The sequence below is a fragment of the Pseudomonas sp. JDS08PS003 genome (assembly GCF_045013505.1).
Classification (GTDB): domain Bacteria; phylum Pseudomonadota; class Gammaproteobacteria; order Pseudomonadales; family Pseudomonadaceae; genus Aquipseudomonas; species Aquipseudomonas protegens_B.
The window spans coordinates 3,166,244-3,191,681 of sequence record NZ_CP120724.1; the positions used below are offsets into that span (position 1 = coordinate 3,166,244).

The 25,438-nt window shown below is 65.0% G+C and carries 22 protein-coding genes; 10 read left to right on the forward strand and 12 right to left on the reverse strand.

The window, feature by feature from the left end; translation table 11 throughout:
* Nucleotides 1–23 precede the first annotated feature (23 nt).
* Both P7C00_RS14610 and P7C00_RS14615 read left to right on the forward strand, forming a co-directional pair.
* Nucleotides 24–1,232: a pyridoxal phosphate-dependent aminotransferase gene (locus P7C00_RS14610; protein ID WP_404939645.1), complete on the forward strand. Its 1,209-nt coding sequence runs from the start codon at nt 24–26 to the stop codon at nt 1,230–1,232.
* 9 nt (nt 1,233–1,241) lie between these two features.
* Nucleotides 1,242–1,946 carry an NAD(P)H-dependent oxidoreductase gene (locus tag P7C00_RS14615; RefSeq protein WP_404939647.1) on the forward strand — a complete coding sequence of 235 codons (705 nt, stop codon included), beginning with the start codon at nt 1,242–1,244 and terminating at the stop codon, nt 1,944–1,946.
* 289 nt (nt 1,947–2,235) lie between these two features.
* Here P7C00_RS14615 and P7C00_RS14620 read toward each other — a convergent pair whose 3' ends face one another.
* The 7 genes from P7C00_RS14620 to P7C00_RS14650 all read right to left on the reverse strand — a co-directional run bounded on the left by P7C00_RS14620 (nt 2,236) and on the right by P7C00_RS14650 (nt 9,548).
* On the reverse strand, nt 2,236–3,021 hold the full coding sequence (locus P7C00_RS14620) for a hypothetical protein (RefSeq protein WP_346632721.1): 786 nt from the start codon (nt 3,019–3,021) through the stop codon (nt 2,236–2,238).
* A gap of 74 nt (nt 3,022–3,095) precedes the next feature.
* Nucleotides 3,096–3,446, reverse strand: coding sequence for a DUF2493 domain-containing protein (locus P7C00_RS14625; RefSeq protein ID WP_253130548.1), 351 nt, complete (start codon nt 3,444–3,446; stop codon nt 3,096–3,098).
* Nucleotides 3,434–5,149, reverse strand: a complete 1,716-nt coding sequence (locus tag P7C00_RS14630) for a Na/Pi cotransporter family protein (RefSeq protein WP_346632722.1) — start codon at nt 5,147–5,149, stop codon at nt 3,434–3,436. Before P7C00_RS14630 ends, P7C00_RS14625 begins: the two co-directional genes overlap by 13 nt.
* Before the next feature lie 27 nt (nt 5,150–5,176).
* The gene (locus P7C00_RS14635; protein WP_346632723.1) at nt 5,177–5,377 is read right to left on the reverse strand and encodes a hypothetical protein; all 201 of its coding nucleotides are present in this window, start codon (nt 5,375–5,377) and stop codon (nt 5,177–5,179) included.
* Nucleotides 5,378–5,502: 125 nt separating this feature from the next.
* Entirely contained in the window at nt 5,503–8,214 is a 2,712-nt protein-coding gene (gene mgtA, locus P7C00_RS14640) for a magnesium-translocating P-type ATPase (protein ID WP_346632724.1), read from the reverse strand.
* 285 nt (nt 8,215–8,499) lie between these two features.
* Nucleotides 8,500–8,790: a hypothetical protein gene (locus tag P7C00_RS14645; protein ID WP_346632725.1), complete on the reverse strand. Its 291-nt coding sequence runs from the start codon at nt 8,788–8,790 to the stop codon at nt 8,500–8,502.
* A gap of 407 nt (nt 8,791–9,197) precedes the next feature.
* Complete coding sequence (locus tag P7C00_RS14650) at nt 9,198–9,548, reverse strand: hypothetical protein (protein WP_346632726.1); 351 nt, start codon at nt 9,546–9,548, stop codon at nt 9,198–9,200.
* 559 nt (nt 9,549–10,107) lie between these two features.
* Here P7C00_RS14650 and ltnD point away from each other — a divergent pair.
* From ltnD to P7C00_RS14680, 6 genes are all read left to right on the forward strand, one after another.
* The gene (gene ltnD / locus P7C00_RS14655) at nt 10,108–11,013 is read left to right on the forward strand and encodes an L-threonate dehydrogenase (RefSeq protein ID WP_346632727.1); all 906 of its coding nucleotides are present in this window, start codon (nt 10,108–10,110) and stop codon (nt 11,011–11,013) included.
* Nucleotides 11,014–11,023: 10 nt separating this feature from the next.
* Nucleotides 11,024–12,316 carry a 3-oxo-tetronate kinase gene (otnK, locus tag P7C00_RS14660; protein ID WP_346632728.1) on the forward strand — a complete coding sequence of 431 codons (1,293 nt, stop codon included), beginning with the start codon at nt 11,024–11,026 and terminating at the stop codon, nt 12,314–12,316.
* The gene (locus P7C00_RS14665) at nt 12,313–12,951 is read left to right on the forward strand and encodes an aldolase (RefSeq protein WP_346632729.1); all 639 of its coding nucleotides are present in this window, start codon (nt 12,313–12,315) and stop codon (nt 12,949–12,951) included. The genes otnK and P7C00_RS14665 overlap by 4 nt, the downstream gene beginning before the upstream one ends.
* Nucleotides 12,952–13,129: 178 nt before the next feature.
* Nucleotides 13,130–14,593, forward strand: coding sequence for an SLC13 family permease (locus P7C00_RS14670; protein ID WP_346632730.1), 1,464 nt, complete (start codon nt 13,130–13,132; stop codon nt 14,591–14,593).
* Between the two features lie 21 nt (nt 14,594–14,614).
* The gene (otnI, locus tag P7C00_RS14675) at nt 14,615–15,397 is read left to right on the forward strand and encodes a 2-oxo-tetronate isomerase (RefSeq protein WP_404939649.1); all 783 of its coding nucleotides are present in this window, start codon (nt 14,615–14,617) and stop codon (nt 15,395–15,397) included.
* Between the two features lie 70 nt (nt 15,398–15,467).
* Nucleotides 15,468–16,535, forward strand: coding sequence for an alpha/beta fold hydrolase (locus P7C00_RS14680; RefSeq protein WP_404939651.1), 1,068 nt, complete (start codon nt 15,468–15,470; stop codon nt 16,533–16,535).
* Between the two features lie 71 nt (nt 16,536–16,606).
* Here P7C00_RS14680 and P7C00_RS14685 read toward each other — a convergent pair whose 3' ends face one another.
* The 5 genes from P7C00_RS14685 to P7C00_RS14705 form a co-directional block, all read right to left on the reverse strand.
* Nucleotides 16,607–17,419 (reverse strand): DeoR/GlpR family DNA-binding transcription regulator, encoded by an 813-nt coding sequence (locus tag P7C00_RS14685; RefSeq protein WP_404939653.1) that lies wholly within the window; start codon nt 17,417–17,419, stop codon nt 16,607–16,609.
* Nucleotides 17,420–17,524: 105 nt separating this feature from the next.
* Entirely contained in the window at nt 17,525–17,752 is a 228-nt protein-coding gene (locus tag P7C00_RS14690) for a hypothetical protein (RefSeq protein ID WP_404939655.1), read from the reverse strand.
* A 7-nt stretch (nt 17,753–17,759) separates the two neighbouring features.
* Nucleotides 17,760–18,494, reverse strand: coding sequence for a substrate-binding periplasmic protein (locus P7C00_RS14695; RefSeq protein WP_404939657.1), 735 nt, complete (start codon nt 18,492–18,494; stop codon nt 17,760–17,762).
* Nucleotides 18,495–18,568: 74 nt separating this feature from the next.
* Complete coding sequence (locus P7C00_RS14700) at nt 18,569–20,152, reverse strand: hypothetical protein (RefSeq protein ID WP_404939659.1); 1,584 nt, start codon at nt 20,150–20,152, stop codon at nt 18,569–18,571.
* Nucleotides 20,149–22,659, reverse strand: coding sequence for a hypothetical protein (locus P7C00_RS14705; protein WP_404939661.1), 2,511 nt, complete (start codon nt 22,657–22,659; stop codon nt 20,149–20,151). Before P7C00_RS14705 ends, P7C00_RS14700 begins: the two co-directional genes overlap by 4 nt.
* Before the next feature lie 211 nt (nt 22,660–22,870).
* Between P7C00_RS14705 and P7C00_RS14710 the strand changes: the two genes are divergently transcribed.
* Entirely contained in the window at nt 22,871–23,902 is a 1,032-nt protein-coding gene (locus P7C00_RS14710; RefSeq protein WP_346632738.1) for a lysozyme inhibitor LprI family protein, read from the forward strand.
* Nucleotides 23,903–24,176: 274 nt separating this feature from the next.
* On the forward strand, nt 24,177–25,373 hold the full coding sequence (fabV, locus tag P7C00_RS14715; RefSeq protein WP_404939663.1) for an enoyl-ACP reductase FabV: 1,197 nt from the start codon (nt 24,177–24,179) through the stop codon (nt 25,371–25,373).
* The last annotated feature ends 65 nt before the right edge of the window (nt 25,374–25,438 follow it).

Below are 25,438 nucleotides of genomic sequence, written 5' to 3' on the forward strand. Positions count from 1 at the left end.
CCCTTTTTGCCTGGAGCCTGAGCATGCGTTTTTCTCAACTGACCCAACGTATTGCCGGAGACGGCGCCGCCGCCTGGGACATTCATTACCGGGCCCTGGCCAAACGCGAACGCGGCGAGCAAGTCTGGTTGCTGTCGGTGGGCGACCCGGATTTCGACACCCCCCAGCCCATCGTCCAGGCGGCCATCGACAGCCTGCAGGCCGGCCACACCCATTACGCCGATGTGCGCGGCAAGCGCGCCTTGCGCCAGGCCATTGCCCGGCGTCATCAGCAGCGCAGCGGGCAAGTGGTGGATGCCGAGCAAGTGGTAGTGCTGGCCGGTGCCCAGTGCGCCCTCTACAGCGTGGCCCAGTGCCTGCTGGACCCGGGGGACGAAGTGATAGTGGCCGAGCCGATGTACGTCACCTATGAAGCGGTGTTCGGCGCCTGCAATGCCCAGGTGGTGCCGCTGCCGGTGCGGGCCGAGGACGGCTTTCGGGTGCAGCCCGAGGCGGTGGCGGCGCGCATTACCGGCAAGACCCGGGCCCTGGTGCTCAACAGCCCGCACAACCCCACGGGCGCCAGCATCCCTCGGGCCACCTGGGAAGCCCTGGCGGCGCTGTGTATCGAACATGACCTGTGGCTGATCTGCGACGAGGTCTACAGCGAGCTGCTGTACGAGGGCGAGCATGTCAGCCCGGCCAGCCTGCCGGGCATGGCCGAGCGCACTGCGACCCTCAACAGCCTGTCCAAGTCCCACGCCATGACTGGCTGGCGCCTGGGCTGGGTAGTGGCGCCGACGGCCCTGGCCGCGCACCTGGAAAACCTCGCCCTGTGCATGCTCTACGGCTCGCCGGAATTCATCCAGGACGCCGCCGTGGTGGCCCTGGAGCAGCCCTTGCCGCAGCTGCGGGAGATGGCCGAGGCCTACCGCCAGCGTCGGGATCTGGTCTGCGACTGTCTGGCCGATTGCCCCGGCGCCCGGCCGTTGAAGCCTGATGGCGGCATGTTCGTCATGGTCGACATCCGCGCCACCGGGCTCAGCGCCCAGGCCTTCAGCCAGCGCCTGTTGGACGAGCAGGGGGTTTCGGTGCTGGCCGGCGAGGCCTTCGGCCCCAGCGCCGCCGGGCATATCCGCCTGGGGCTGGTGCTGCAGCCGGATGACTTGCGCGAAGCCTGCCGGCGCATTGCCCTGTGCGCCGAGCACTGCCTGCGCCGCCGCGTTGCCCCCGCCACTTTGCCCACTGTTTGAGGAGTCTTCATGAAGGTACTGATCGTTCACGCCCACCCCGAGCCGCAATCCTTCACCGCCGCCTTGCGCGACCAGGCCCGCAGCACCCTGGAGGCCCAAGGGCACCAGGTGCAGGTCAGCGACCTGTACGCGATGAACTGGAACCCGGTGGCCAGCGCCGCGGATTTTGCCGCCCGGGACAATCCGGATTATCTGGTGTACGCCCTGGAGCAACGTCTGGGGGTGAAGAACGCCAGCATCGCCGCGGACATCCAGGGCGAGCTGGACAAGTTGCTGTGGGCTGACCTCTTGATCCTCAACTTCCCGGTGTTCTGGTTCTCGGTGCCGGCCATGCTCAAGGGCTGGATCGACCGGGTGCTGGTGTCCGGGGTGTGTTATGGCGGCAAGCGCTTCTATGACCAGGGTGGGCTGGCGGGCAAGAAAGCCCTGGTGACCCTGACCCTGGGCGGGCGCGAGCACATGTTTGGCGAGGGCGCGATCCATGGACCGCTCGAAGAAATGTTGCGCCCTTTGCTGCGGGGCACTTTGGCCTATGTGGGCTGTGACGTACTGGAACCGTTCGTGGCCTGGCACGTGCCTTACATCAGCCAGGAAGCCCGAGAAGAGTTCCTGCACAGCTACCGGCAGCGGCTGGAGCATCTTGCAGACGAGCAACCGCTGGTTTTCCCCCGCCTGGAGCAATTCGACGAAGCCCTGCATCCCCTCCCAGCCTGAACGGCCCTGCGGTGGCCCGTCTCACTGCCCCCCGTAGGCGCCGGCTTGCCGGCGAAGAGGCCCGTAAGGCTTGCAGCGCCTGGGCCGACGCCTTCGCTGGCAAGCCAGCTCCTACAGCAGACAGATAGACCGTGCCGTTCCCTGTAGGAGCCGGCTTGCCGGCGAAGAGGCCCGTGAGACATGCAGCGCCTGGGCGGACGCCTTCGCTGGCAAGCCAGCTCCTACAGCAGTCAGATACACCGTGTAGTTCCCCGTAGGGGGGGATGGGGGATTGGAAAAGGTCGGGGGCTCAGAATCTCAGGGTCGCGCCGGTGGTGAGCCAGCGGTCGCGGTCTTCGGTCAGGTGCTGGCCAACGATCAGGTCCAGGTCCAGGTGCTGCCCCACGTGCAGGCGTGGGCCGGCCTGCCAGCCCTGTTCGCCGCCGCGCTGGCCATAACGCTCGGCAATCAGGGTCAGGCTCGGCATCAGGTCGTATTCCACACCGGTGCCCCAGGTCCAGCGATGGTTCTGCTCGCCATCGTCGTAGGCGTGGGTCCAGCCGGCATTGAGGTTCAGCCGCAGGCTGTCGCTGGCGCTGAAGGTCAGGGGCAGGGAGAGGTCGCCGCCGTCGAAGCTGTGGTTGCGGTTCAGGGCCCAGTGGGCAGAGCCGGCCAGGGCCAGTTGCAGGCCCAGGTCTTCGCGGTTCAGCAGTTGGACCTTGATCTGCGGACTGAGCTGGGTTTCGCCGTGATCATCGGCATGCTGGCGCTGCACCGCGGCGCCCAGTTGCACCCAGGGCAGTTGGCTGAAGGTGCAGGCCGGGGCAATCACGCTGTTGTGGCTGGAGCCTTGGTGCCGGGTGCTCTGGTACCAGACATCGACATTGCATTCCCCGGGGGCGTTGATGGCGCCGTCGTCCACCACGTAGGCGCCGCCGGCGGCCTGGGCTTTGGAGCACAGGGCCAGGGTGGCGGTGGCACCGGCGGTGAGGGCGAGGAACAGCAGGTTGCGTTTGAGCATGCGGCTTTTCGCGGCAGGCAGGGTGTGGCCCCAGGAGGCGGAACGCGAGGAGCGATGTGGGCTGTGCTTGGACATGGCGGATCTCGTTCTGTTGGGGCGCCGGACCGTTTGGTTGGGGAGCCGGCGCGGGTGGGTGCTGCGTGGGGTGTTTACTGGTCGTCGACCGAAAGGGTCTGGATGCCGCGGACCCGGGCCTGGGCCAGCAGCTCTTCGGTGTCTTCCCCGCCGGGCAGGGCGAGGACGATGTCCGGGCGGCTGTCGGCCAGCATGAAGCTGTTGCGCAGGCGCTCGGCGTGTTTGCCGTGCAGTTGCCAATTGGGCGGGTAGCGGACGATGTTGGCCCCGGTTTCCCGGGCCCAGTCCTCGATGTGGGCACCGAGGAACTGGCTGCCGCCGTGGATCACCACCCGCACTTCATGCAAGCGCTGGAAGGCTTCCAGGACCCGGCGGCACAGGCGGCTGTCGGCGTAGTAGCGACCGGCGCAGATCAGGACGCGCATGCAGCGTCCTCCTTGGACCCGGCCACGGGATGCTCGGCGCTCGGCGCGTCGGCCAGGGGCTCGCTGAGGTAGCCGTGTTCGATGTCGCGTTCACCGGCCCGCTCCAGGGCCGGGTAGGCCAGGGCGGCGATGTGATGGTGGACCCGGCGATAGTCGCGCAGCAGGCGCTGGAAGATGTCGCCGGATTCGGCCCAGGCGCTCTGGTCTTCCCGCAGTTTGCGAAAGTGCTCACGGCCGGCGGCGGCTTCCAGGCGCCGCACATTTTCCTTGCGTGCCAGCAGTTGGTGGGCGGTGGGCAGGTCTTCGCGCAGGAACACGGTGATGGCCAGGCTCAGGCTGTCCAGCAACTCCTGGTGCAGCGGGTACAGGGTGCCCAGCTCGAAGGCGGAGAAGGCTTCGCCGCGGCGCAGGCGGCGCACTGCCAGTTGCGCCAGGCTGGTGCTGAGGATGTCGCCGGCGTGCTCCAGGTTGATCACCAGCAGCAGGATTTCCTGGGAGCGGTCGGCGTCCTGGTCACTGATGCCTTCCTTGCCGATGTCCGCCAGGTAGGCGCGGATGGCTGCGCTGAGCAGGTCCAGGGACTGGTCGATGTGCCGCACCTGCTCGGCATGGACCAGGCTTGAAGTGCGAAACAGCTGCAGCACCCGGTCGAGCATGCTTGAGAGCATGTCGGCCATGCGCAGGGCTTCCCGGGCGGCGTTGGACAGGCCGATATTGGCCACTTCCAGGCCGGCTTCGTCCAGGTACAGCGGCATACCCGGGTCGGTGACCGGGGCGGGGGCCGGCAGCAGCCGGGTCAGCAGTTTGCCCAGGGGTTCGGTGAAGCCAATGAACAGCAGGCCGAGGATCAGGCTGAAGGCGCTGTGCAGATAGACCACCAGCAATTCCGCTGGCAGGGCTTGCACCGCATCCAGTTGGGCCAGGGCGGTGATCCAGGGCAGCACCAGGACCACGCCCACCAGGCGCACCAGCAGGTTGCCCAGGGGCAGGCGCCGGGCCACGTTGCCGCTAGCGCCGAGCAGGGACGGCAGGGTGCCGCCCAGGTTGACCCCCAGCACCAGGGCCATGCTGGTGGCCGGGGACAGCAGGCCGGTGCTGGCCAGGGAGGCGATCAGCAGCACCACCGCGACGCTGGAGTGGCACATCCAGGTCAGCAGCATGGCCACCAGCAGGGCCAGCAACAGGTCGCCGTCGAGGCTGGTCATCACCAGCTGGAACACCGGGGTGCTTTCCACCGCGCCCAGGGTGGCGCCGAGCATGCCCAGGGCCAGGAGCATCAGGCCCAGGCCGATCAGCGCGCAGCCGATGCTTTCAAAGCGCGAGTCGTCCCGCAGTCGGAAGCTCAGGAAACCCGCCAGCAGCACCACCGGGGTCACCAGCGACAGGTCGAGGCTGAGCAGCTGGACCACCAGGGTCGAGCCGATGTTGGCCCCCAGCATCACCGCCAGGGCGGGGGCCAGGCCCAGGGTGCCGGCGGCGGTAAAGGAGCTGGCCATCAGGCTCACCGCGGTGCTGCTTTGCAGTACGCCGGTGATGCCGACGCCGCACAGCAGCGCCAGCCAGCGGTTGTTCAGGTGTTGCCCGAGCCAGTGCCGCAGCGGGCTGCCGAAGCCTCGCAGCAGTGATCCGCAGATCATTTGCGAGCCCCAGAGCAGCAGCGCGATGGCGCCGGCCAGGTTGATCAGAAGAGTGGTGCCCGACATGAGTATTCTCCCGGGACTGTGACAGGTTCAAGCAATCGCCAGCCGCAGGGAGGCGCGGGTGATGGCGGCGCTGAAACCCAGCAGAAAACGAATTTCAACGGCGCTCAGCAGGCCCCGGACATACAGCCGGATGCTCACCCGGGTAAGCAGGCGGGCGCAGGCGCTGAGGCCGATCACCAGCAGTGCGCGCAGGGCGCGTTGCAACGACGAACAGGCTTTGAGGACCATGGCGATGCTCCTTGCAGGCGAACAGCGTCGCCGTCGGCGAGGCGCTGGCCGCGCCGACGGTGGCATCGTGAATCTTGAGTGTCTGGCGCATCCGGTCTGCACCGCATGCGCCAGGGGTCAGGCCCTTAGAACCACTGCTTGAAGCGGCGGATGTACAAGGTCTTCATGGTCTGGGCGACCACGCAGTAGGCGAGCAGGGTGCCCACCAGCCAAGGGAAGTATTCCCATGGCAGCGGCACCAGGCCGACCATGCTGCCCAGGGGCGAGAAGGGCACGTAGATCCCCAGCGCCATCACCAGGCCTGTGGCCAGCATTACCGGCAAGGCGGCGGTGCTCTGGATGAACGGGATCTTGCGGGTGCGCAGCATGTGCACCACCAGGGTCTGCGAGAGCAGGCCTTCGATGAACCAGCCGGACTGGAACAGGGCGGCCATTTCCACGCTGTTGGCGGCGAACACGTACCACATCAGGGCGAAGGTGGTGATGTCGAAGATCGACGAGGTCGGCCCGATCCACAGCATGAAGCGCCCGATGTTCTTGGCGTCCCACTTGCGTGGCTTGGCCAGGTATTCCTTGTCCATCTTGTCCCACGGCAGCGCCAGTTGGGAGAAGTCGTACATCAGGTTCTGCAGCAGCAGGTGGATCGCCAGCATCGGCAGGAAGGGGATGAAGGCACTGGCCACTAGTACCGAGAACACGTTGCCGAAGTTGGAGCTGGCGGTCATGTTCAGGTACTTCATGATGTTGCCGAAGGTCTCGCGACCCTTGATCACCCCTTCCTCCAGCACCATCAGGCTCTTTTCCAGGAGGATGATGTCCGCCGATTCCTTGGCGATGTCGGTGCCGCTGTCCACCGAGATGCCGACGTCGGCATCGCGCAGGGCCGGGGCGTCATTGATGCCGTCGCCGAGAAAGCCCACGGTGTGGCCGTTGGCCTGCAGGGCCTTGAGCACCCGGGACTTCTGCAGTGGAGTGAGCTTGGCAAACACCGTGCGCTCTTCCACCAGGCGGCCGAGCACTTGGTCATCCATGTGCTCGATGTCGCGACCCAGCAGCGGTTCGCCCGCTTCCAGGCCCACTTCACGGCAGATCTTCGCGGTGACGATGGGGTTGTCGCCGGTCAGCACTTTGACGGTCACGCCGTTGTCACGCAGGGCGGCGATGGCCGGGCCGGCGGTTTCCTTGGGTGGATCGAGGAAGGTCAGGAAGCCTTCGATCACCAGCTCGCGCTCATCGCTGGCGCTGTACTGGCTGCGGGTTTCACCCTTGGGCAGGTCACGGGTGCCCAGCAGCAGCACGCGGAAGCCGTCACGGTTGTAGTCTTCGGCCAGTTGCAGCAAGGCGGCGCGGCGCTCAGCGTCGAGGCTCACGGCAATGCCGTCCTGGCGCACCTGGGTCGCGGTTTCCAGCATCTCTTCCACCGCGCCCTTGCACACCAGCAGGTGGTCGCCGCGGGCATCGGCGAGGATCACCGACAGACGCCGACGGACGAAGTCGAAAGGCAGCTCATCGACCTTGCGCCAGGCGGCGGGCGGAGTGAAGTGCGGGTTTTCCTCGGCGAAGCTGACCACTGCACGGTCCATCAGGTTCTTCATGCCGCTCTGGTGGTGGCTGTTGAGCCAGGCCAGTTGCAGCACGGCATCACAGCGGCTGCCGCTGATGTCGACGTGGTGTTCGAGGATGATCCGGTCCTGGGTCAGGGTGCCGGTCTTGTCGGTGCAGAGCACGTCCATGGCGCCGAAGTTCTGGATCGCGTTGAGGCGCTTGACCACCACCTTGCGCTTGGCCATGGCCGCGGCGCCCTTGGCCAGGTTGGCGCTGACGATCATCGGCAGCATTTCCGGGGTCAGGCCGACGGCCACCGCCAGGGCGAACATGAAGGCTTCGGCCCAGTCGCCCTTGGTGAAGCCGTTGATCAGCAGGACGATGGGCACCATCACCAGCATGAAGCGGATCAGCAGCCAGCTGACGCTATTGACCCCACGGTCGAAGGCGGTCTGGGTACGCGAGCCGACGATGGAGCGGGCCAGGGAGCCGAAGTAGGTGCGCCCGCCGGTGGCCACCACCACGGCAGTGGCGGTGCCGCTGACCACGTTGGTGCCCATGAAGCAGATGTTGGGCAGGTCCAGCAGGTCTTGCTGGTCGGCGGCAACTGCCTTGGCGGATTTTTCCTGCACGGCCCCCAGGGTGTCGTATTTCTCCACTGGCAAGGCTTCGCCGGTGAGCACCGCCTGGCTGATGAACAGGTCGCGGGATTCGATCAGGCGGATGTCGGCCGGGATCATGTCGCCGGCGGACAGCTGGATGATGTCGCCCACTACCAGTTCGCGCATCGGTACTTCGCGAACCCGGGCCTGCATGCCCATCTGCTCGCGGCGCACTACCGCTGCGGTGGTGCGGACCATGGCCTTGAGGGCCTCGGCGGCCTTGGCCGAGCGGTGTTCCTGCCAGAAGCGCATCAGGCCGCTGGCCAGCACCATCACCAGGACGATGATCACGCCGGTCAGATCAGTTTCTTCGCCGGCTTGCAGCGGCAGCCAGAAGTCGGTGAAGAAACTGATACCGGTCAGGGTCATCAGCACATAGATGAAGGGGTTGTTGAAGGCTTGCAGCAATTGCACCAGGGCGTGGGGCGGACGGTCGTGGGCGACCTCGTTGTGGCCATCCCGTTGCAGGCGGCCTTCGGCGTCCAGTTCAGTCAGGCCAGCGGTGCTGGAGTTGACGTTGGCCAGGGTCACGGCCAGGCCGTTCTGGGCTTCGCGGGCGGCACGCATCGACAGTTTGTTGCTGTCGCTGGTGGCGCTGGTGTTGCGGGAAGTTGTGGTTTTTACAGTCATTTCGTGTGCTCCTGCCGCCTGACTACGGCACGACACACCGACAACTCAACTAATTAAAGACGAGCGAAAGTATGTCGAACCGCAGGTTAGCGATCGATTCGGATCTTGGCGTTTTTCAGGTTTTAACGTTCGCTGCCCAAACAATGAAGTTGAATGGGCAGCGAACCTACTACTGGCCTCTTCCATAACTTTCTCCAGCAAGTTTGATTAATTAGAAGGCAATAAGGCGCCGTCAAACTTCCAAGTAGGAAGTTTGTGTGAAAACAACGGAAAGTGACCGTTGATTTATGGGTAAGTGCGCGCCCCGAGGTACAGGCCGAAGATCAGTCCGGCCTGCTGCAAGAGCAGGGCCGCGCCCCGACTCTGCGGGTCCTGGCTGTCATCCAGACTCCAGCGTTGCTGCAGCTGGCCGGTCATGGGGCAGACGCGCCAATTGGCCCGCAGGGCGGTGGCGGCGTTGGGTGAGGAAGAGGAGAACGGCGAGCGTGCGAGAGCCTTGGGCTCACGGCACAGCTTGACCCGCATGGTCGCGGCAAAGGCGCGTACACCGGGCATTACAGAGGAAGTGAAGTGCATAACTTGTGCCTCGCGACCGGACTGGTTCCGGGGAGGCAAGTTACGTTGGAGCGTCAAGCCCTAGCGCAGCTTACCCGACCGCGGAGTCGAGTCCCGTCATTTTCAGGGTTAAGTGCCTGGCTCTGCGCAGCGGCAGTGACCAGACAGCGTCTAGATACTGTGTCCATTGGCTTCTTTAGTGAGTTGAAAAAAGGCCGGATTTCCCGGCCCGCGCAATTTACTCAGGAGGGCCCATCGAGTCAAGGCTAAATTGCCTTGAATCTCTGTTCCGTGATGAAGTTTCAGGCGAGGTTCAGCTTAAGGGATGAGTTCAGGTATCGAGGACTGGAGAATATATAAGGGATATAACGAAGAAGTGCTCATGACGGATGGGGCGTCATGAGCACTGAATATAATTTCGCGGATTATCAGTTCAGCAAGTGCCGGGATATATCCTTGTAAGTATTGCTGTCAGTGGCGGCCATCAGTTGCCGCCCATCCTTGAAGGTGCCGATGAAGGTCACTTCGTTTTCCGTGCCTGCCATCAGGTAGCCGGCGATGGCGCCCACTGGCCCCAGCAACATGGCGCCGGCAATGCCATAGCCAAGCGCGTCCTTGTTGGCGATGGGACTTTCAGTCGCGATTTCCAGGCTCTTGAAGGCCGATGCCTTGATCTCGACGCCGGCGCTGTTGAGCACGGTCTTGAGCCTGAAGGTGCCGTGCCGGTACTCGCCGGCACCCTGCAGGAAATCGCCCGATAAAACTTCAATGTTTGCCATGTTGAATCATCCTTATCCAAGCATAACGAGACGGACCATTGGGCCCCTCGTCAGCGGGGGCGTCAACGGAGTTGCGATGAAGGGTGCTACCGCCAGTCAGCGATCTTCATGTCCTGAGCCTCGATCAGGATCCAGCGCTCAATGCTGATCCAGATCAGGGCTGTGAAAGGTTTTAGCAGGCGAGGGCGGGTGGACCTCGATGTTCCGACCAGTGGCGGTCGCGGGCCGTGCGCAGCGGGCCGGGAATGGCGATGTTAAAAAATGTTAGATTGAAAAATCTCTTCACATAATCTGTTCATTGGTGGATGATCGTTCACAGCCAAAGCTCAACCTGATAACAACAGCAACAGGATGGCCAAGATGATCAATTCGCTCCTGCCTCTCTCGGCACCTGTCCAGGGTGCCCTGCACCTTCCGGGCTTGCCGTCTGGCGCTGCGCCTGTTGCCGCTGCCTGTGTTGCATTTGCCGGACCTGCAATCCGGATTTCCCTGTCCTGCCCGGTTCTTGCCCGGCGCCTGTCCGGCGCGGCACAGTCCTGGTCTATTTCTGGAGTCCCCCATGAATAACAACAATGTCGGTGTCATCGGTCTTGGCGCCATGGGCCTGGGCATCGCCCGTTCGCTGTTGCGCAGCGGTTTCAAGGTGCACGCCTGCGACGTCCGTGCAGCGGTCACCGAGCAGTTTGCCGCCGAAGGCGGAGTGGCTTGCGCCTCGGCGGCGCAACTGGCGGGCGCATGCGATGTGATCGTCACCGTGGTGGTCAACGCCGAGCAGACCGAGAGCGTGCTGTTCGGCGAAGGCGGGGCGGTAGCGGCACTGCGCCCCGGCAGCCTGGTGATCGGCTGCGCCACCGTGGCCCCGACCTACGCCGTGGACCTGGGGCAACGCCTGGAGGCCCTGGGCCTGCTCTATCTGGATGCACCGATCTCCGGGGGCGCGGCCAAGGCCGCCGCCGGCGAGATGACCATGATGACCTCCGGCCCGGCGGCCGCCTACGCCAAGGCCGAAGCCATCCTCGGCGGCATGGCCGGCAAGGTCTACCGCCTGGGTGACGCCCACGGGCTGGGCTCCAAGGTCAAGATCATCAACCAGTTGCTGGCCGGGGTGCACATTGCCGCCTCCGCCGAAGCCATGGCCCTGGGCCTGCGCGAAGGGGTGGATGCCGACGCCCTGTACGAGGTGATCACCCACAGCGCCGGCAACTCCTGGATGTTCGAGAACCGCGTGCCCCATATCCTCAAGGCCGACTACACGCCACTGTCCGCGGTGGACATTTTCGTCAAGGACCTGGGCCTGGTGCTGGATACCGCCCGGGCCAGCAAATTCCCCCTGCCGCTGTCGGCCACCGCGCACCAGATGTTCATGCAGGCCTCCAGCGCCGGTTTCGGCCGCGAGGACGACTCGGCGGTGATCAAGATCTTCCCGGGCATCGACCTGCCCGTGGCCAAGCCCGATGCCGTTTGAGGAGCCTGTGATGACGACTTCCAATCCACGCCCGCTACTGGGTTGCATCGCCGACGATTTCACCGGCGCCACCGACCTGGCCAACATGCTGGTGCGCGGCGGTATGCGCACGGTGCAGAGCATTGGCATTCCCAGCGCCGAGGTGGCCGCCGGCCTGGACGCCGACGCGGTGGTGATCGCGCTGAAATCCCGCACCACTCCGGTGGGCGAGGCGGTGGCCGAATCCCTGGCGGCGCTGCAGTGGCTGCGGGATCAGGGCTGCGAACAGATTTTCTTCAAGTACTGCTCGACCTTCGACTCCACGGTGGCGGGCAATATCGGCCAGGTCAGCGAAGCGCTGCTCAAGGCCCTGGGTGGCGATTTCACCTTGGCCTGTCCGGCGTTTCCCGAGAATGGCCGGACGATTTTCCGCGGCCACCTGTTTGTCCAGGACCAGTTGCTCAACGAGTCGGGCATGCAGCATCACCCGCTGACGCCCATGACCGACGCCAACCTGGTGCGGGTGCTGCAGGCGCAGACGGCACTGCCGGTGGGCCTGCTGCGCTATGACAGCGTGGCCCAGGGCGTGGACGCGGTGCGGGCGAAGATCGCTGAACTGCGGGGCAAGGGCGTCGCCATGGCGATTGCCGATGCGCTGTCCGACGCCGACCTCTACACCCTCGGCGCGGCCTGTGCCGACCTGCCGCTGTTGACCGGTGGTTCCGGGCTGGCCCTGGGCCTGCCGGAGAACTTCCGCCGCGCCGGCAAGCTGCGGGACCTGGATGCCGCGAGCCTGCCGTCGGTGGGCGGTGGCGAAGTGGTGCTGGCCGGCAGTGCCTCGGCGGCCACCAATGCCCAGGTGGACGCCTGGCTTGAGGCCGAGCGTCCGGCCCTGCGCATCGATCCCCTGGCCCTGGCGGCGGGGGAGCCGGTGGTGGCCCAGGCCCTGGCTTTTGTCCAGGCGCAGCAGGACACCGTGCTGATCTACGCCACCAGCACCCCGGAGCAGGTCAAGGCGGTGCAGCGGCAATTGGGCGTCGAGCGGGCCGGTGCCCTGGTGGAGAACGCTCTGGGCGAGATTGCCCAGGGCCTGCGGGACAACGGCGTGCGGCGCTTTGTGGTGGCCGGCGGCGAAACCTCCGGGGCAGTGGTCAAGGCCTTGGGAGTACGGCTGTTGCAGATCGGTGCACAGATCGATCCCGGGGTGCCGGCCACGGTCAGCAGCGGCGGCGAGCCCCTGGCCCTGGCCCTGAAGTCCGGCAACTTCGGCGGTCGCGACTTCTTCGCCAAGGCCCTGCGCCAACTGGCCGGAGGTCAGCCATGAGCCGCGAAAACGCCCTGCGCGAAGAAATCTGCGACGTCGGCCACAGCCTCTATCAACGGGGCTACACCGTCGGCAGCGCCGGCAACATCAGTGCGCGACTCGACGATGGCTGGCTGATCACCCCCACCGATGTCTGCCTCGGGCGCCTCGATCCGGCGGCCATCGCCAAGGTCAACCTGGCGGGGGAGTGGGTCAGCGGCGACAAGCCGTCCAAGACCCTGGCCCTGCATCGCCAGGTGTATGACCGCAATCCGGGCGTGGGCGGGGTGGTGCACACCCATTCCACTCACCTGGTGGCATTGACCCTGGCCGGGGTCTGGCGCGACGACGACATCCTCCCGCCGCTGACCCCGTATCAGGTGATGAAGGTCGGGCACATTCCACTGATCGGCTACCAGCGTCCGGGTTCGCCCAAGGTCGCCGAGCAGGTGGCGCAACTGGCCAACCGGGTGCGTGGAGTGATGCTCGAACGCCTGGGCCCGGTGGTCTGGGAAAGCAGCGTGTCCAAGGCCAGCTATGCCCTGGAAGAACTGGAGGAAACCGCGCGCCTGTGGCTGATGAGCCAGCCGCGACCGGAGCCCCTGGATCAACACGCCCTGGACGAACTGCGGGACGCTTTCGGCGCCGCCTGGTAATCACTGACAACGCTTCACGGCAAGCGGCCCCCGGGAGCGCCATCGGGCTCTCGTGGGGAGCGGCTTGCCGGTAAAAAACAATAACAACAGGACTTCCCGAGATGAATGACTGCATTGGCTTTACGGGTTCCAGCGTCACCTGCAACACCTGCCAACCACTGGGTGGAGGGCTTGCCCAATGAGCCCGCTGATTCTGATGATCACTGCCGGGGCCGGCATCGCCCTGTTGCTGTTCCTGGTGCTCAAGTACAAGTTCCAGCCCTTTGTCGCCCTGATGCTGGTGAGCATCCTGGTGGCCCTGGTGGCCGGGGTGAAACCGGCGGAGCTGGTGGCCACCATCGAAGGCGGCATGGGCAAGACCCTTGGCCACATCGCCATCATCATCGCCCTGGGCGCCATGATCGGTCGCATCATCGAACTGTCCGGGGGCGCCGAGGCCCTGGCCAAGACCCTGATCGAGCGCTTCGGCAACCGCCGCACGCCCCTGGCCCTGACCATGGCCGGCTTCATCATCGGCGTGCCGGTGTTCTTCGAAGTCGGGGTGATCATCCTCATGCCCCTGGCCTACGGCGTGGCCCGCAGTGCGCGCAAGCCGCTGCTGGTGTTCGCCTTGCCGATGTGCGCTGCGTTGCTCACCGTGCACGCCTTCCTGCCGCCCCATCCGGGTGCGGTGGCGGCGGCCAGCCAACTGGGCGCGGACCTGGGGCGGGTGCTGATGTTCGGCCTGCCGCTCACTGCGCTGCTGTGCTACGTCGGCTATCGCGTTGCCGGGCGCATGACCCGACGCAACTACCCGATGACCGACGATATCCGCGCTGAAGTCTACGGTCCTCACGTCACCAATGAAGACCTGGCGGCCTGGAACAACGGCGCCGAACAACCGGCCAGCGCCCAGGCAGTGGCCGCCGTGGCGCACATGGGCCTGGAAGAGTCCACCGGCAGCCTGGCGGCGAAACTGCCGCCGGCGCCGCCACCGGGTTTCGGCCTGATCGTCAGCCTGATCCTGCTGCCCATCGTGTTGATCCTGCTGGGCACCCTGGCCACGTCCTTGCTGCCACTGGAATCCACCCTGCGCGGCGTGTTGACCGTGCTGGGCGCGCCGCTGGTGGCGCTGCTGCTGGACACCTTGCTCTGTGCCTGGCTGCTGGGCTCGCGCCGCGGCTGGAGCCGCAGCCAGGTCTCCGACGTGATCGGCTCGGCGTTGCCCGGGGTGGCCATGGTGATCCTGATCGCCGGTGCCGGCGGGGTGTTCGGCAAGGTTCTGGTGGACACCGGGATCGGTGCCGTGGTCTCCGACATGCTGCGCACCACCGGCCTGCCGGTACTGGCCCTGGGCTTTCTGCTGACCATGCTGCTGCGCGCCGTGCAGGGCTCCACCACCGTGGCCCTGGTGACCACGGCGGGCATCATCGCGCCGCTGATCGCCACCCTCAACCTGAGCCCCAACCACATGGCCCTGCTGTGCCTGGCCATGGGCGGTGGCGGGCTGGCGATGTCCCATATCAACGATGCCGGGTACTGGATCTTCACCAAGCTGGCCGGGCTCAACGTGGCGGACGGCCTGCGCACCTGGACCGTGATCACCACCTTGCTCGGCACCCTGGGGTTCTGTATTACCCTGCTGATCTGGCCGTTTGTCTGACCTTGGATTCTAGGAGTTCACATGCCTCGTTTTGCTGCCAACCTCAGCATGCTCTACCCGCAACACGACTTCCTCGAGCGTTTCGCCGCCGCGGCGGCCGACGGTTTCAGCGCGGTGGAGTACCTGTTTCCCTACGACTACAGCCCCCAGGTGCTCAAGCAGCGCCTGGACGACCACGGCCTGCAGCAAGCGCTGTTCAACGCGCCCCCGGGTGACTGGGCGGCGGGGGAGCGGGGCATCGTTTCCCTGCCCGGGCGCGAGCAGGAGTTCCGCCAGGGGTTCGAACAGGCCCTGGAATACGCCGCGGTGCTGGGCAACTCACGGATTCACGTGATGGCCGGCCTGCTGCCCTCGGAAAGCGACCGCGCCCGTCATCACGCGGTGTACCTGGAGAACCTGGCCCATGCCACGGCCCAGGCGGCCAAGGCCGGGATCACCGTGCTGCTGGAGCCGATCAACACCCGGGACATGCCGGGGTTCTTCCTCAACCGCCAGGACCAGGCCCAGGCCATCTGCAAGGAAGTCGGCGCCGCCAACCTCAAGGTGCAGTTCGACTGCTATCACTGCCAGATCGTTGAGGGCGACCTGGCGGTGAAGCTGCGTCGGGACCTGGCGGGCATCGGCCATATCCAGATCGCCGGGGTGCCGGATCGTCACGAGCCGGACCTGGGGGAGTTGAACTATCCGTACCTGTTCCAATTGATGGACGAGCTCGGCTACGACGGCTGGGTCGGTTGCGAATACCGCCCCCGTGGCGACACCTCCGCCGGCCTGCAATGGCTGCGGGACTGGCAGGCGCGCTAAGCCTGTGCGGCCCCTTTGCGCCGAGCGCGCCAAGGGGCCTTTTCTCCAATAAAAAACAAGGACATTCCCCATGCAGCGTTTTGCCTGCAAGGCCGCGCTCGGCCTGATTCTTGCCCTGGGTGGCGCCTCCCTGGCAGCGGCAGCCAGCCTGCCGACGGCCACTGAGGGCGACTGGGTCGCCCCGCAGTTCAGCTTCCACAACGGTGAACAGCTCGCCAACCTGAAGCTTCACTACATCACCCTGGGCAACCCGAAGCATCCGGCCATCCTTTACCTGCACGGTACTTACCGGCCGGCCAGCGATCTCTTGAGCAAGGATTTTGGCGGTGAGCTGTTCGGCCCGGGACAACCCCTGGATGCCAGCAAGTACTACATCATTGCCACCGACGGCATCGGTGTCGGCCAGTCGAGCAAACCCTCGGACGGCCTGCGGACCCGCTTCCCCCAGTACAACTACGACGACATGGTCCAGGCCCAGTACCGGTTGGTCACCGAGGGGCTGGGGGTCAAGCACCTGCGCCTGATCATCGGCAACTCCATGGGCGGCATGCAGACCTGGATCTGGGGCCAGACCTGGCCGCAGATGATGGACGCCCTGGTGCCCATGGCTTCGCAGCCCACCGAGATGGCGTCGCGCAACTGGATGATGCGCCGCTTGCTGGTGGAGTCGATCAAGCAGGACCCGGCCTGGAACCAGGGCAACTACGTTGTCCAGCCACCGTCCCTGCGTCTGGCCAATGCCCTGTTCGCCACCGGCACCAGTGGCGGCACCCTGGCTTATCAGGCCCTGGCGCCGACCCGGGCCCAGGCCGACAAACTGGTGGATGAACGCCTCAAGGCGCCGCAGACCGCCGATGCCAATGACTTCATCTACCAGTGGCAGTCTTCGGCGGACTACAACGCCGCGCCGGGCCTGGGCAGGATCCAGGCGCCGGTGTTGGTGATCAACTCGGCGGACGATGAGCGCAACCCACCGGAAACCGGCACTCTGCAAGCGGCGCTCAAGCAAGTGAAAGATGCACGCCTGCTGCTGATTCCCGCCAGCGCCGAAACCCGCGGGCATGGCACCACCGGCATGGCCCGGTTGTATGCCAAGGAGTTGGCGCAGTTCATGGCCGAGACCGAGAAACCCCACTAACGGCCACTGCGGTCTCTGCATGGCGAGGGAGCAGGCTCCCTCGCCACGGACTGCTGGGGGTTATCGCTGACTCAGGACTGAGCCGGCAGCAGCAACTCCACCCCGTGCTTGCGAATCCCGTCCGCTGCGGCCGGCGCCAGGGCGGTGTCGCTGATGATGATGTCGAACTGCTCCAGGTCGGCGATCTTGTACATGCTGAAGGTGCCGTACTTGGAGCTGCTGGCCACCAGCACCACCTGGGTCGCCGACTGCATCGCTACCTGCTTGACCTCCACCTTCAGCGCCGACGGCGTGGTGATGCCGCGGCGCAGGTCCCAGGAACTGGTGGAGATAAAGGCCACGTCCGTCACCACTTGGCGCAGAGTCGCCACTGCCAGCCCGCCAACGCAGGAATGGTTGGAATGGTCCAACTGCCCACCGGTGTGGATCACCGTCACTTGGGGCGCGTCCAGCAACGCCTGGACCACGCCGAAATCGTTGGTCACCACGGTCATGCCCGACAGCGCCTTGATGTACGGCACGATTTCCAGGGTGCTGGTGCCGGCATCCAGATAGACCGTCATGTCCGCATGCAGCAGGCGCGCCGCCAGTTTGGCCATGGCCTGTTTCTGCGGCAGCTCCACCACGGCCTTGGACTGATGGCTGGGCTCGCTGTGCAACTGACTGGCGATGCGCACGCCGCCGGTGACCGAATAGGCCCGGCCTTCCTGTTCCAGCAGGGCGATATCGCGACGCACCGTCATGTGCGAGCAGTCGAACATCTCCATCAGCTGATGCACGCTGAGTACCTGATGCTTGCGCAACTGGCGCAGGATCTGCTCACGGCGCTGTTCCGGAATCATCGGGGCGTTGCTGTCAGTGGCGAGGTCCTTGGGACTGGGCATTGGGGCTCCGGATTGGCGGGTCGGCAAAGACAGAAATAGGCTCGTCATAGTAGCGAAACTCGCCGCGGCGGACGAGATTTACTGCCGTTCACGAGTCAGCAAATTCTATCTTGAGGCCGTCGTCAGCTGTCGCTTGAGCAGGCGGGTCAGGAGCGGCCGGGCCTTGCGGCGCCTGAACCGTGACGGGATATGCAGCAGGAAGCTGCGCCAGGGATATCCACCCGGATCGCGCTCCGTAGACAGCAGGTAATCGTGCAGGGCCAGGGCCCCGCGCTGCGGGCAGTCGAGTGCTGGCTGATGGGGCATGGGCAGCCATGGGAGAAGGCTTGTCATGGGCGACTCAATTCATTGATGGGGCGCTGCGGTCGATATGCCAGCGCTGTTTGAGCCGTTGCAGGCTGCCATCGCGTTTCATCGCGTCCAGGGCCCGCTGCCAGCGGGCTACCTGGGCGGCGTCGACTTTAGGGGAAAAGGCGATATAGGCGTCCTGGCGCATCAGCGGCATCTGGTAGCTCAACTGATCGAAGGGCAGGCCCGCTTCGGCGGCAAAGGTGCTGACGCTCATGGTGTCGGCCACCAGGTATTGCACCCGTCCCACCTGCAGCAGGCGAATCATGATCTCCGGGCTGTCCACGCCCCACAGGTTGTCCAGCCCCTGTTGCTTGAGGTAGCTGTAGACCAGCCACTTGCGCGGTACGGCAATCTGTCCCCGGGTCTGGTGCAGGTCGGTGACTGCGCTGTGGTCGCTAGTGCGGGCGTAAAGCGCGGTTTCGGTCTGCATCAGCGGCCCCACCCACTGATAGCGCGACTCGCGCTCGGCCGTGCGCAAAATGGTAAACACCGCGGTGTCTTCGGCCTCGCTGGCATCGCGCAAGGCGCGCAACATCGGCCGTTGCTGCACCTGCACCGGATCGCCGGTGCGTTGCGCCAGGGCTTGCACCACCTCCACAGCGAAGCCCGTCATGTGCTGGCCCTGCTGAAAGTGCAGCGGCGGATGATTGTCGGTCAGCATGCGCAGCTCTGCCATGGCGGCGAGGCTCAACAGGGACAGCATGACACCCAGAACCCAGTTCATCGCGATCCTTGAACAGACAAATGAGCAGAGCTTAGTACGCCCCTCTGAAAGGCGTCGCCAGAGAAAATCGGTCGTCATTGGTCGGCACACTGATAGAACAGGGTTTTCGTCTCTTCACACCAACGTCGGCGCAGCAGCCGACTTTCCGTCATCAAGGCCAGGGTCGAGTACAGCCGGTCTTCGGTCAGCCCGGGTCGCCAGGCGTTGTCGGTACCGGGCAACAGGGAAACCAGGCCTTGTTCCTCGAGGCTGATGCGCAGCCTTGGCTTGGCCTCGGTCATGCGGATGGCGGCGATGCCGAAGTGCTGGCTCAGCAGGTTGTTCTCTATCAGGTTGAGGACCAGCTCCGCCAGGCTGATCTGCTGCTTGCGCTGCAGTGACCGAGCCCAGTACTGCAACGACAGCCGAGCCTGGCCGCCCTGGTCCAGATAGGCGCTGTGCTGGGGGCAGGCGCTGAGGTCCTGGGTGATGGCTGCCACCAGAAACAGCAACTGCAAGGCCTCGCTGGCGGCTTGCTCGTCGTGGTTGTCGATGTACCCCTGCAGATTGTCGATGCGCTCGAACAGATCAAGTTCGGCCACCTGCAGCCCTGCCTCCAGCAAGTTGGCTGCCTGCGCAGACAAGGCACGGTAGTGCTCCAGAGCGGCGTGTACCGAGGTGTCGGCCTGCAGTGGGCTGGCGTCGAGGCAGAGCAGTCGGTCGCGCAGTTCCTCACTGCTGTGCAGGCCCTGGGCGATATGCTGTTCCACCCAGCCGAACAGGCTTTCAAAGGCCAGGCGCTGGGCTTGGCGCAACTGCAGGACCCGCCACAGCGCCTGGGTCGGGGCCAGCCCGGCCACCTGCTCGGCCGGGAAGTCGGACATCGGCAGCAGCGCCATGGCCCGACGCAGCGCCGGCAGGCTGGTTTCGCTGCCCAGCACCTGCAACGTGGCGCGGATCAGGTCGATGGAGCACTCTCGGTGGCCGGCCCTGGGGTTCTTCGCCATTCCCGCGGGTGGGTAGAACTCATCGCGAAATACCTGCGCTTCCTTGGCGCTCGGCCGATTGCGATCCCACTGCAGATGCACGGCGCTGGCCTGTTCGACGCTGCCCTGCTGGTCCTCAAGCGAGGTCAGCCATGGATAGAACGCCAGGGTACGCAAACCTTGATCCAGGGCTCGGGCCAGGGCTTCGCCGGCCTCGGTGACGGCGTAAGTGCCGTCGGGTTGCGGCCAGGCCAGGCCCAAGCCAGTGTCGGGCTTGAACGACGGACCGTACTGCACCGCATCGAACCAGCTGGGGCCGCGATGCCAGGCCTTGAAGTCCAGGGTGAAAGGTCCGTTGCCGGGCGGGCTGTACTGGCCATTGCCGGCCATGTAGGCACCTTCACCCACCAACTGATGGCTCCAGCCGAACAGCACCTCGATCTTTTCCCTGAACCGTTCGAAGCGTTTACCCACGGGCAGCTCGCCCGAATAGGGTTCGCGGTGCCGATTGAAGATCCACACCGCCCAGCACATCACCGAATACGGGCGAATCCACTGGGTGCGGTTGTTGATCCCCGGCATGAACTGGTCCATCAGTTCCAGGTTGGCTTGTCGCAGTCCGAGGTAATCCACGCCGCCGCTCTCACGCACGGACGGGGATACGAAAAAGGCGCGTTGAGGCAATGTGTTCATGGTTCGAGTGACACCATCAGGGCCTGGCAATACTGGCAGTGGTTGATGCGGCGTTGCTTCAGGCGGGCAAGGGCTTCGCGCTCCACCGGGGCGTAGCACCAGCGGGTGTTGGGGCAACTGCTGATGGTGCGATGGTTGACGCGGTAGTAACCCGGCCGGGAGCTGTGGGGGGAGTGGATGTGTTGCAGCGCGATGATCTCTTGCGGGGTGAAACGGTCCGCCGGCAGGCGTTGCTGACGGGCCTGTTGACGATCTTCGATGTAGCTGCAGAGTAGCGCCCGCAAGGTGCTGGTTTGCTGCACCGCGTCCAGGGCCGCCAGGGCTGCGCAGACCCCATGGTCCACCAGTTGTTGCGCCGCTTCCTGGGTGAACCAGCGTTGCGCCAGGTGCCGGGCCTGGACGAAGTCCACGGCCCCCTGGCCGTAGCGCTCCAGGTACTCATGCAACGTGGTGGTGTCCAGCGCCCCCAGGGTTGCCGGGGAAGCCAGCCTGCCCGGCAGCGCCAGGGTGGCGGCCAGGCCGTAGACCGCTTCGTCCACCAGCGGGCGATCTTCGGCGGCCAGTTGGGCGTGGTCCACGCAGTTGAGCCAGCGCTGGGCAAAATCCCGGGCATTGGCCGGCAGGTGCAGGCGACGCAAATAGAAGTCCAGGGCGACATGACACCAGACATACAGCAACTGGGCTTTCTTGCGGCTGCTCAGGCCCTTCAGGTTGACCAGGCTCTGCAGGGTCTGGTTGAACTCGTTGAGCAGGTTGGGAGAGGGCAGCGATTCGAGGTTGGGGTCCGACGCCGGATCGAAGTCGCTGTCGCGGTCTTCTCGACCACTGTCCAGTTCGATGATAGGTGCTGCATCACCGCGCCTCCCGGGTTCTTGCCCGGGTTTGGCGTGGTGCAGCAAGCCAGCGATGGCCTGGAGCAGCGCCCAACTGCCGTCGCGGCCGGCAGCGGCTTTGGCCACGGTCGGCAGCCAGTGGCGAGGGCGCTGGGGCGGCTGTGGCGCAGGCGGCTCAGTGCCGGCTGGCTCGTTGTCAGGCGAAGGGTGTGGCGTCGTGGCGGGCTCAGTGCTTATTGGCGCATCGGGCTCTTCAGGCAGTTTTTGCGCATGCACCACCAGGCAGTTGAGCAGAATCTGCAGATCGCCCTGGGCTTCGTTGCCCCCCAGCAGTCGGCCCAGGGCACCGCACAGGCTGCGAATCGGCAGGGGCATGCTCAGGTAGGCGTCGATGCAGACCCAGCCACGGGCACTCTGTGTTTCGCGCTGCAAGCGCAGTTGCAGCCCTTCGTCCAGTCTGGAGTCCAGGGCCTGCTGCAGCGGCCAGACGAAGCCGCCTTGGGCGGTCAGTTGCAGCGGCGCCACTTCGAGGACTTCTTCGGCGCACTCCAGGGTCGCCAGCCATTCTCCTGCCAGGGGTGGCTGACCGATCAGCCGGCCTTCCAGCTGTTGCTCTTGGTTGAGGCGGGCATAGACGCACAGGGCCGCCTCCTGGTCCTGGCGCTCGAAGGCATCGGCTTCAAAGTGCGGCGCCTCGACGGGCTCCCAGCATTCTTCGGTGGCGCGCTCGAGCTTGCGCAGCACCGCCACTTCCACGTTATCGGTGCTGTCCATGGAGGTCCGGGTGGCATTCACGCTGCCGGTCAGGGTCCAGCTGCCGGCGCCGCGCAACTCCAGCCATTTGGCGTGCAGCCGACGCTGGTTGTGGTCGACCCTGGGGGTCACCCAGTCGATCTCCACCGGCCAGTCCCTGGTCTGCTCCAGGGGAAAGGAGGAGACGCCGTTGCCCGGCACTCCAACGGTGAGCCGAGGGATGCCCAAGGTTTTGAGCAGATGGCCCAGGGACTGTGCATCGCGGCTGTGGAAGGGTGAAAGCAGCAGTAGGCTGTGCCAGCGCTGGCCTGCGGCGCGCTCGATCAATTGCTCGGTGATGGCGGTGTCCAGGGAGTGCAGCAATTCCACCGGCTGCGCTGGAGCCTGATCATGAAACTGCTGGCTGAGGGCCCGGGCCCGTTGAATGAAGGGCAAGAGGGCGCTGTCGTCGGCGATCTGCAGGCGCGGCTGGGTGCAGAGATTTTCCAGGAAGTTGGCGAAGTCGGCGAAGGCCCCCGGCTGCTCCCCGGCGCTGAGGACTTCCAGCACCTCGACATTGCGCCCGTGGCCACCAAAGGTCAGGTTGCCGCTGCCGATCATCAGCAGGTCTTGCTCCTCGCCGCGCAGGTAGGTGATCTTCGGGTGGAAAATACCGTCCTGGACCCGCACTGGGATCAAGGCGTAGTCCTTGCCCACATGCCGCGCCCGCAACTCCATCATCGAACCGCGGTAACCCTGGATATCCACCAGCAGGGTGACTTTTTCACAGCCGGCTTCGCGCAGTCGGGGCAGCACGTAGCTTTCGAAGTAGGTCAGGCTCAGGGCATAGGTGGTGAACAGCGCCTCTTTCCAGGGGCTGTTTTCGATGAAGTGCAGTTGCGACGGTCCGTTGGGGCCTGGGGGGTTCGGGGGGGACGCCATCGTGCTCTCCAGTCCATGGGTCGAGGCTCAAGTCGGTGGCTGATTATCGGGCAACGCCGCGCTGTTGCAAGTGTCGGTGATGTCACAGTGCTGGTATGGCTGGTCATGAGGCCGGGAAGGAGGGCGCAGAGGGATTTTTTTCATGAAGGCTTCGTGAGTGAGCAGTCGACGCAGGTATTCTTGCAAAGCCTTTTTTGAATGGAATCGACCCATGTCCGCTCCCTTTGTACGTCCACTGCGGGCCAGTGGCTTGCTGTTGGCTGCCCTGGCCTGTGCCACCGCTGCCCAGGCCAGCAGTTTCGACTGCGCCAAGGCCGCCAGTGCCAGTGAAAAGGCCATCTGCGCCGACCCCTATACCGCCGGGCTGGACAGCCGGCTGGGCAAGGCCTGGACGGCCACCCTGGCCGAGACCAAGGACCCCAAGACGCTGCGCCTGAACCAGCGTGAATGGCTCAAACAGCGCGACCAGTGCCAGGCCGACCTGGGCTGTCTGCGCAGCCAATATCTGAGCCGGCTGATGGTGCTGCGCTATGTGAATATCCCGTTCAACTGGCAGGGCACCTGGCAGCGGGTGTCGGTCAGCCCGTTCTACGGCGGTGAGCTGGTGATCCGGCGCAGCGGCGAAGATCGTCTGAGCTTCGACCTGTCGGCCATGGGCGGTGCCAATTCCGGTGCGCTCGCGGGCAAGCTGCAGCTCAAGGGCGGCGAAGCCCGCTACGGCGTCGAGGGCTGCAACCTGCGCTTCACCCCGCGCAACGGTCTGTTGCAGGTGACCCAGGAGGGCGACTCCTATGCCTGCGGTGCCGGTTCGGGGGTGTATTACGACGGGCTCTACGTGGCCTCCCGGCAAATCCTGGAAAACCAGTACGATTTGCTGTCCACCGCGCTGGTGCGCACCGAGGAGGAAGATCAGCGAGCCCGGAAGCTGCTGCAAAAGGACTACCAGACCCTGCTCGACAGCGGCTCGGTGTTCTCCCAGGACACCTCGGCCGAGCTCAAGGGCGCCGAGGTTACCGATATGTGGCTGCAGGGGCTGGCCAATACCAATGCGGCGATTTTCGTGCGGGGAACCCAGGGGCAGCTGTGGGTCGCGCTGTTGGCGGTGGTGGGGCCCAAGGATGAAGTACGGGTGCGCTACTACACCACCGAGCCGGAGTGGAAGCACAGCCTGCCGGACGTGGTGCAGAGCTGGTACGAAGAGCGCAGCAAGGGCACGCAGTTGCCCCTGGACATGATGCCTTGAGGCCGCAGCAGCCCCCGGCCCGCCAGCGATGAGGCAAGGGGGCCGCAGAAATTTCGCCGGGCGGATGCTGAAGCCGGCCGGTGCAACTGCTAGAGTCTCGGCCCTGGCCGCCTGGATGGCCGCCTGAAGGGCGCGGCATTGGCGCAAGACCCCGGCCTGCCGGGCAAATTCCATTGGTTGGTGACGCGAAGCCATTGCGAGCGTCTACGACTTAGCAAGTGACACTGCCGCCGCCGTTATCGGCGCCTGGCACATTGAAATTGGGAGATTGTAAATGGTCATCAAACCCCGCGTTCGCGGCTTTATCTGTGTGACGACCCATCCGGTGGGTTGCGAAGCCAACGTCAAGCAGCAGATCGATTACGTCACCCAGCAGGGCGCCATCGACGCAGGGCCGAAGAACGTACTGGTCCTCGGCGCCTCCACCGGCTACGGCCTGGCCGCGCGGATCACTGCAGCCTTCGGTTGCGGCGCCAACACCCTCGGGGTGTTCTTCGAACGCGGCAGCGTTGACGGCAAGCTGGGCACCGCCGGCTGGTACAACACCGCGGCGTTCCACAAGTTCGCCGAAGAAAAGGGCCTGTACGCCAAGAGCATCAACGGCGACGCCTTCTCCGACGCGGTCAAGGCCGAGACCATCGAGACCATCAAGCGCGACCTGGGCAAGATCGACCTGGTGGTCTACAGCCTGGCTGCTCCGCGCCGCACCCACCCCAAGACCGGTGAAGTGCTGAGCTCGACCCTCAAGCCTCTGGGCAAGTCCGTGACCCTGCGCGGTGTCGACACCGACAAGGAAATCGTCAAGGAAACCACCTTGCAGCCGGCGACCCAGGAAGAGATCGACGGCACCGTGGCCGTGATGGGCGGCGAAGACTGGCAGATGTGGATCGACGCACTGCACGAAGCCGGTGTCCTGGCTGAAGGCGCGAAAACCACCGCCTTCACCTACCTGGGCGAGAAGCTGACCCACGACATCTACTGGAACGGTTCCATTGGCGAAGCCAAGAAGGACCTGGACCACAAAGTCATCGGCATGCGTGAGCAACTGGCCGACCTGGGCGGCGACGCCCGGGTGTCGGTGCTCAAGGCCGTGGTCACCCAGGCCAGCTCGGCGATCCCGATCATGCCGCTGTACCTGTCGCTGCTGTTCAAGGTGATGAAAGAGCAGGGCAGCCACGAAGGTTGCATCGAACAGGTCTACGGCCTGTACAAGGACAGCCTGTACAACAGCGAGCCGGTGATCGACCAGGAAGGCCGCCTGCGCGCCGACTACAAAGAGCTGCAACCGGCGGTCCAGGACCGGGTCAAGCAGCTGTGGGACCAGGTGACCAGCGAGAACCTCTACGAGATGACCGATTTCGTCGGTTACAAGCAAGAGTTCCTGCGCCTGTTCGGTTTCGAGATCGAAGGTGTCGACTACGAAGCCGACGTCGATCCGGACGTGAAGATCAGCAACCTGATCCAGCTGTAATCCGCTTGTAGCATCAGCCAGCGCCCCTCCTTCGTGAGGGGCGCTGTCGTTTGCGCCACCCTATT

Bases quoted from the DNA above. Each gene is read 5' to 3' on its own strand.
- P7C00_RS14610 (WP_404939645.1), top strand. From the start codon at position 24: ATGCGTTTTTCTCAACTGACCCAACGTATTGCCGGAGACGGCGCCGCC.
- P7C00_RS14615 (WP_404939647.1), top strand. From the start codon at position 1,242: ATGAAGGTACTGATCGTTCACGCCCACCCCGAGCCGCAATCCTTCACC.
- P7C00_RS14620 (WP_346632721.1), bottom strand. From the start codon at position 3,021: ATGTCCAAGCACAGCCCACATCGCTCCTCGCGTTCCGCCTCCTGGGGC.
- P7C00_RS14625 (WP_253130548.1), bottom strand. From the start codon at position 3,446: ATGCGCGTCCTGATCTGCGCCGGTCGCTACTACGCCGACAGCCGCCTG.
- P7C00_RS14630 (WP_346632722.1), bottom strand. From the start codon at position 5,149: ATGTCGGGCACCACTCTTCTGATCAACCTGGCCGGCGCCATCGCGCTG.
- P7C00_RS14635 (WP_346632723.1), bottom strand. From the start codon at position 5,377: ATGGTCCTCAAAGCCTGTTCGTCGTTGCAACGCGCCCTGCGCGCACTG.
- mgtA (WP_346632724.1), bottom strand. From the start codon at position 8,214: ATGACTGTAAAAACCACAACTTCCCGCAACACCAGCGCCACCAGCGAC.
- P7C00_RS14645 (WP_346632725.1), bottom strand. From the start codon at position 8,790: ATGCACTTCACTTCCTCTGTAATGCCCGGTGTACGCGCCTTTGCCGCG.
- P7C00_RS14650 (WP_346632726.1), bottom strand. From the start codon at position 9,548: ATGGCAAACATTGAAGTTTTATCGGGCGATTTCCTGCAGGGTGCCGGC.
- ltnD (WP_346632727.1), top strand. From the start codon at position 10,108: ATGAATAACAACAATGTCGGTGTCATCGGTCTTGGCGCCATGGGCCTG.
- otnK (WP_346632728.1), top strand. From the start codon at position 11,024: ATGACGACTTCCAATCCACGCCCGCTACTGGGTTGCATCGCCGACGAT.
- P7C00_RS14665 (WP_346632729.1), top strand. From the start codon at position 12,313: ATGAGCCGCGAAAACGCCCTGCGCGAAGAAATCTGCGACGTCGGCCAC.
- P7C00_RS14670 (WP_346632730.1), top strand. From the start codon at position 13,130: ATGAGCCCGCTGATTCTGATGATCACTGCCGGGGCCGGCATCGCCCTG.
- otnI (WP_404939649.1), top strand. From the start codon at position 14,615: ATGCCTCGTTTTGCTGCCAACCTCAGCATGCTCTACCCGCAACACGAC.
- P7C00_RS14680 (WP_404939651.1), top strand. From the start codon at position 15,468: ATGCAGCGTTTTGCCTGCAAGGCCGCGCTCGGCCTGATTCTTGCCCTG.
- P7C00_RS14685 (WP_404939653.1), bottom strand. From the start codon at position 17,419: ATGCCCAGTCCCAAGGACCTCGCCACTGACAGCAACGCCCCGATGATT.
- P7C00_RS14690 (WP_404939655.1), bottom strand. From the start codon at position 17,752: ATGACAAGCCTTCTCCCATGGCTGCCCATGCCCCATCAGCCAGCACTC.
- P7C00_RS14695 (WP_404939657.1), bottom strand. From the start codon at position 18,494: ATGAACTGGGTTCTGGGTGTCATGCTGTCCCTGTTGAGCCTCGCCGCC.
- P7C00_RS14700 (WP_404939659.1), bottom strand. From the start codon at position 20,152: ATGAACACATTGCCTCAACGCGCCTTTTTCGTATCCCCGTCCGTGCGT.
- P7C00_RS14705 (WP_404939661.1), bottom strand. From the start codon at position 22,659: ATGGCGTCCCCCCCGAACCCCCCAGGCCCCAACGGACCGTCGCAACTG.
- P7C00_RS14710 (WP_346632738.1), top strand. From the start codon at position 22,871: ATGTCCGCTCCCTTTGTACGTCCACTGCGGGCCAGTGGCTTGCTGTTG.
- fabV (WP_404939663.1), top strand. From the start codon at position 24,177: ATGGTCATCAAACCCCGCGTTCGCGGCTTTATCTGTGTGACGACCCAT.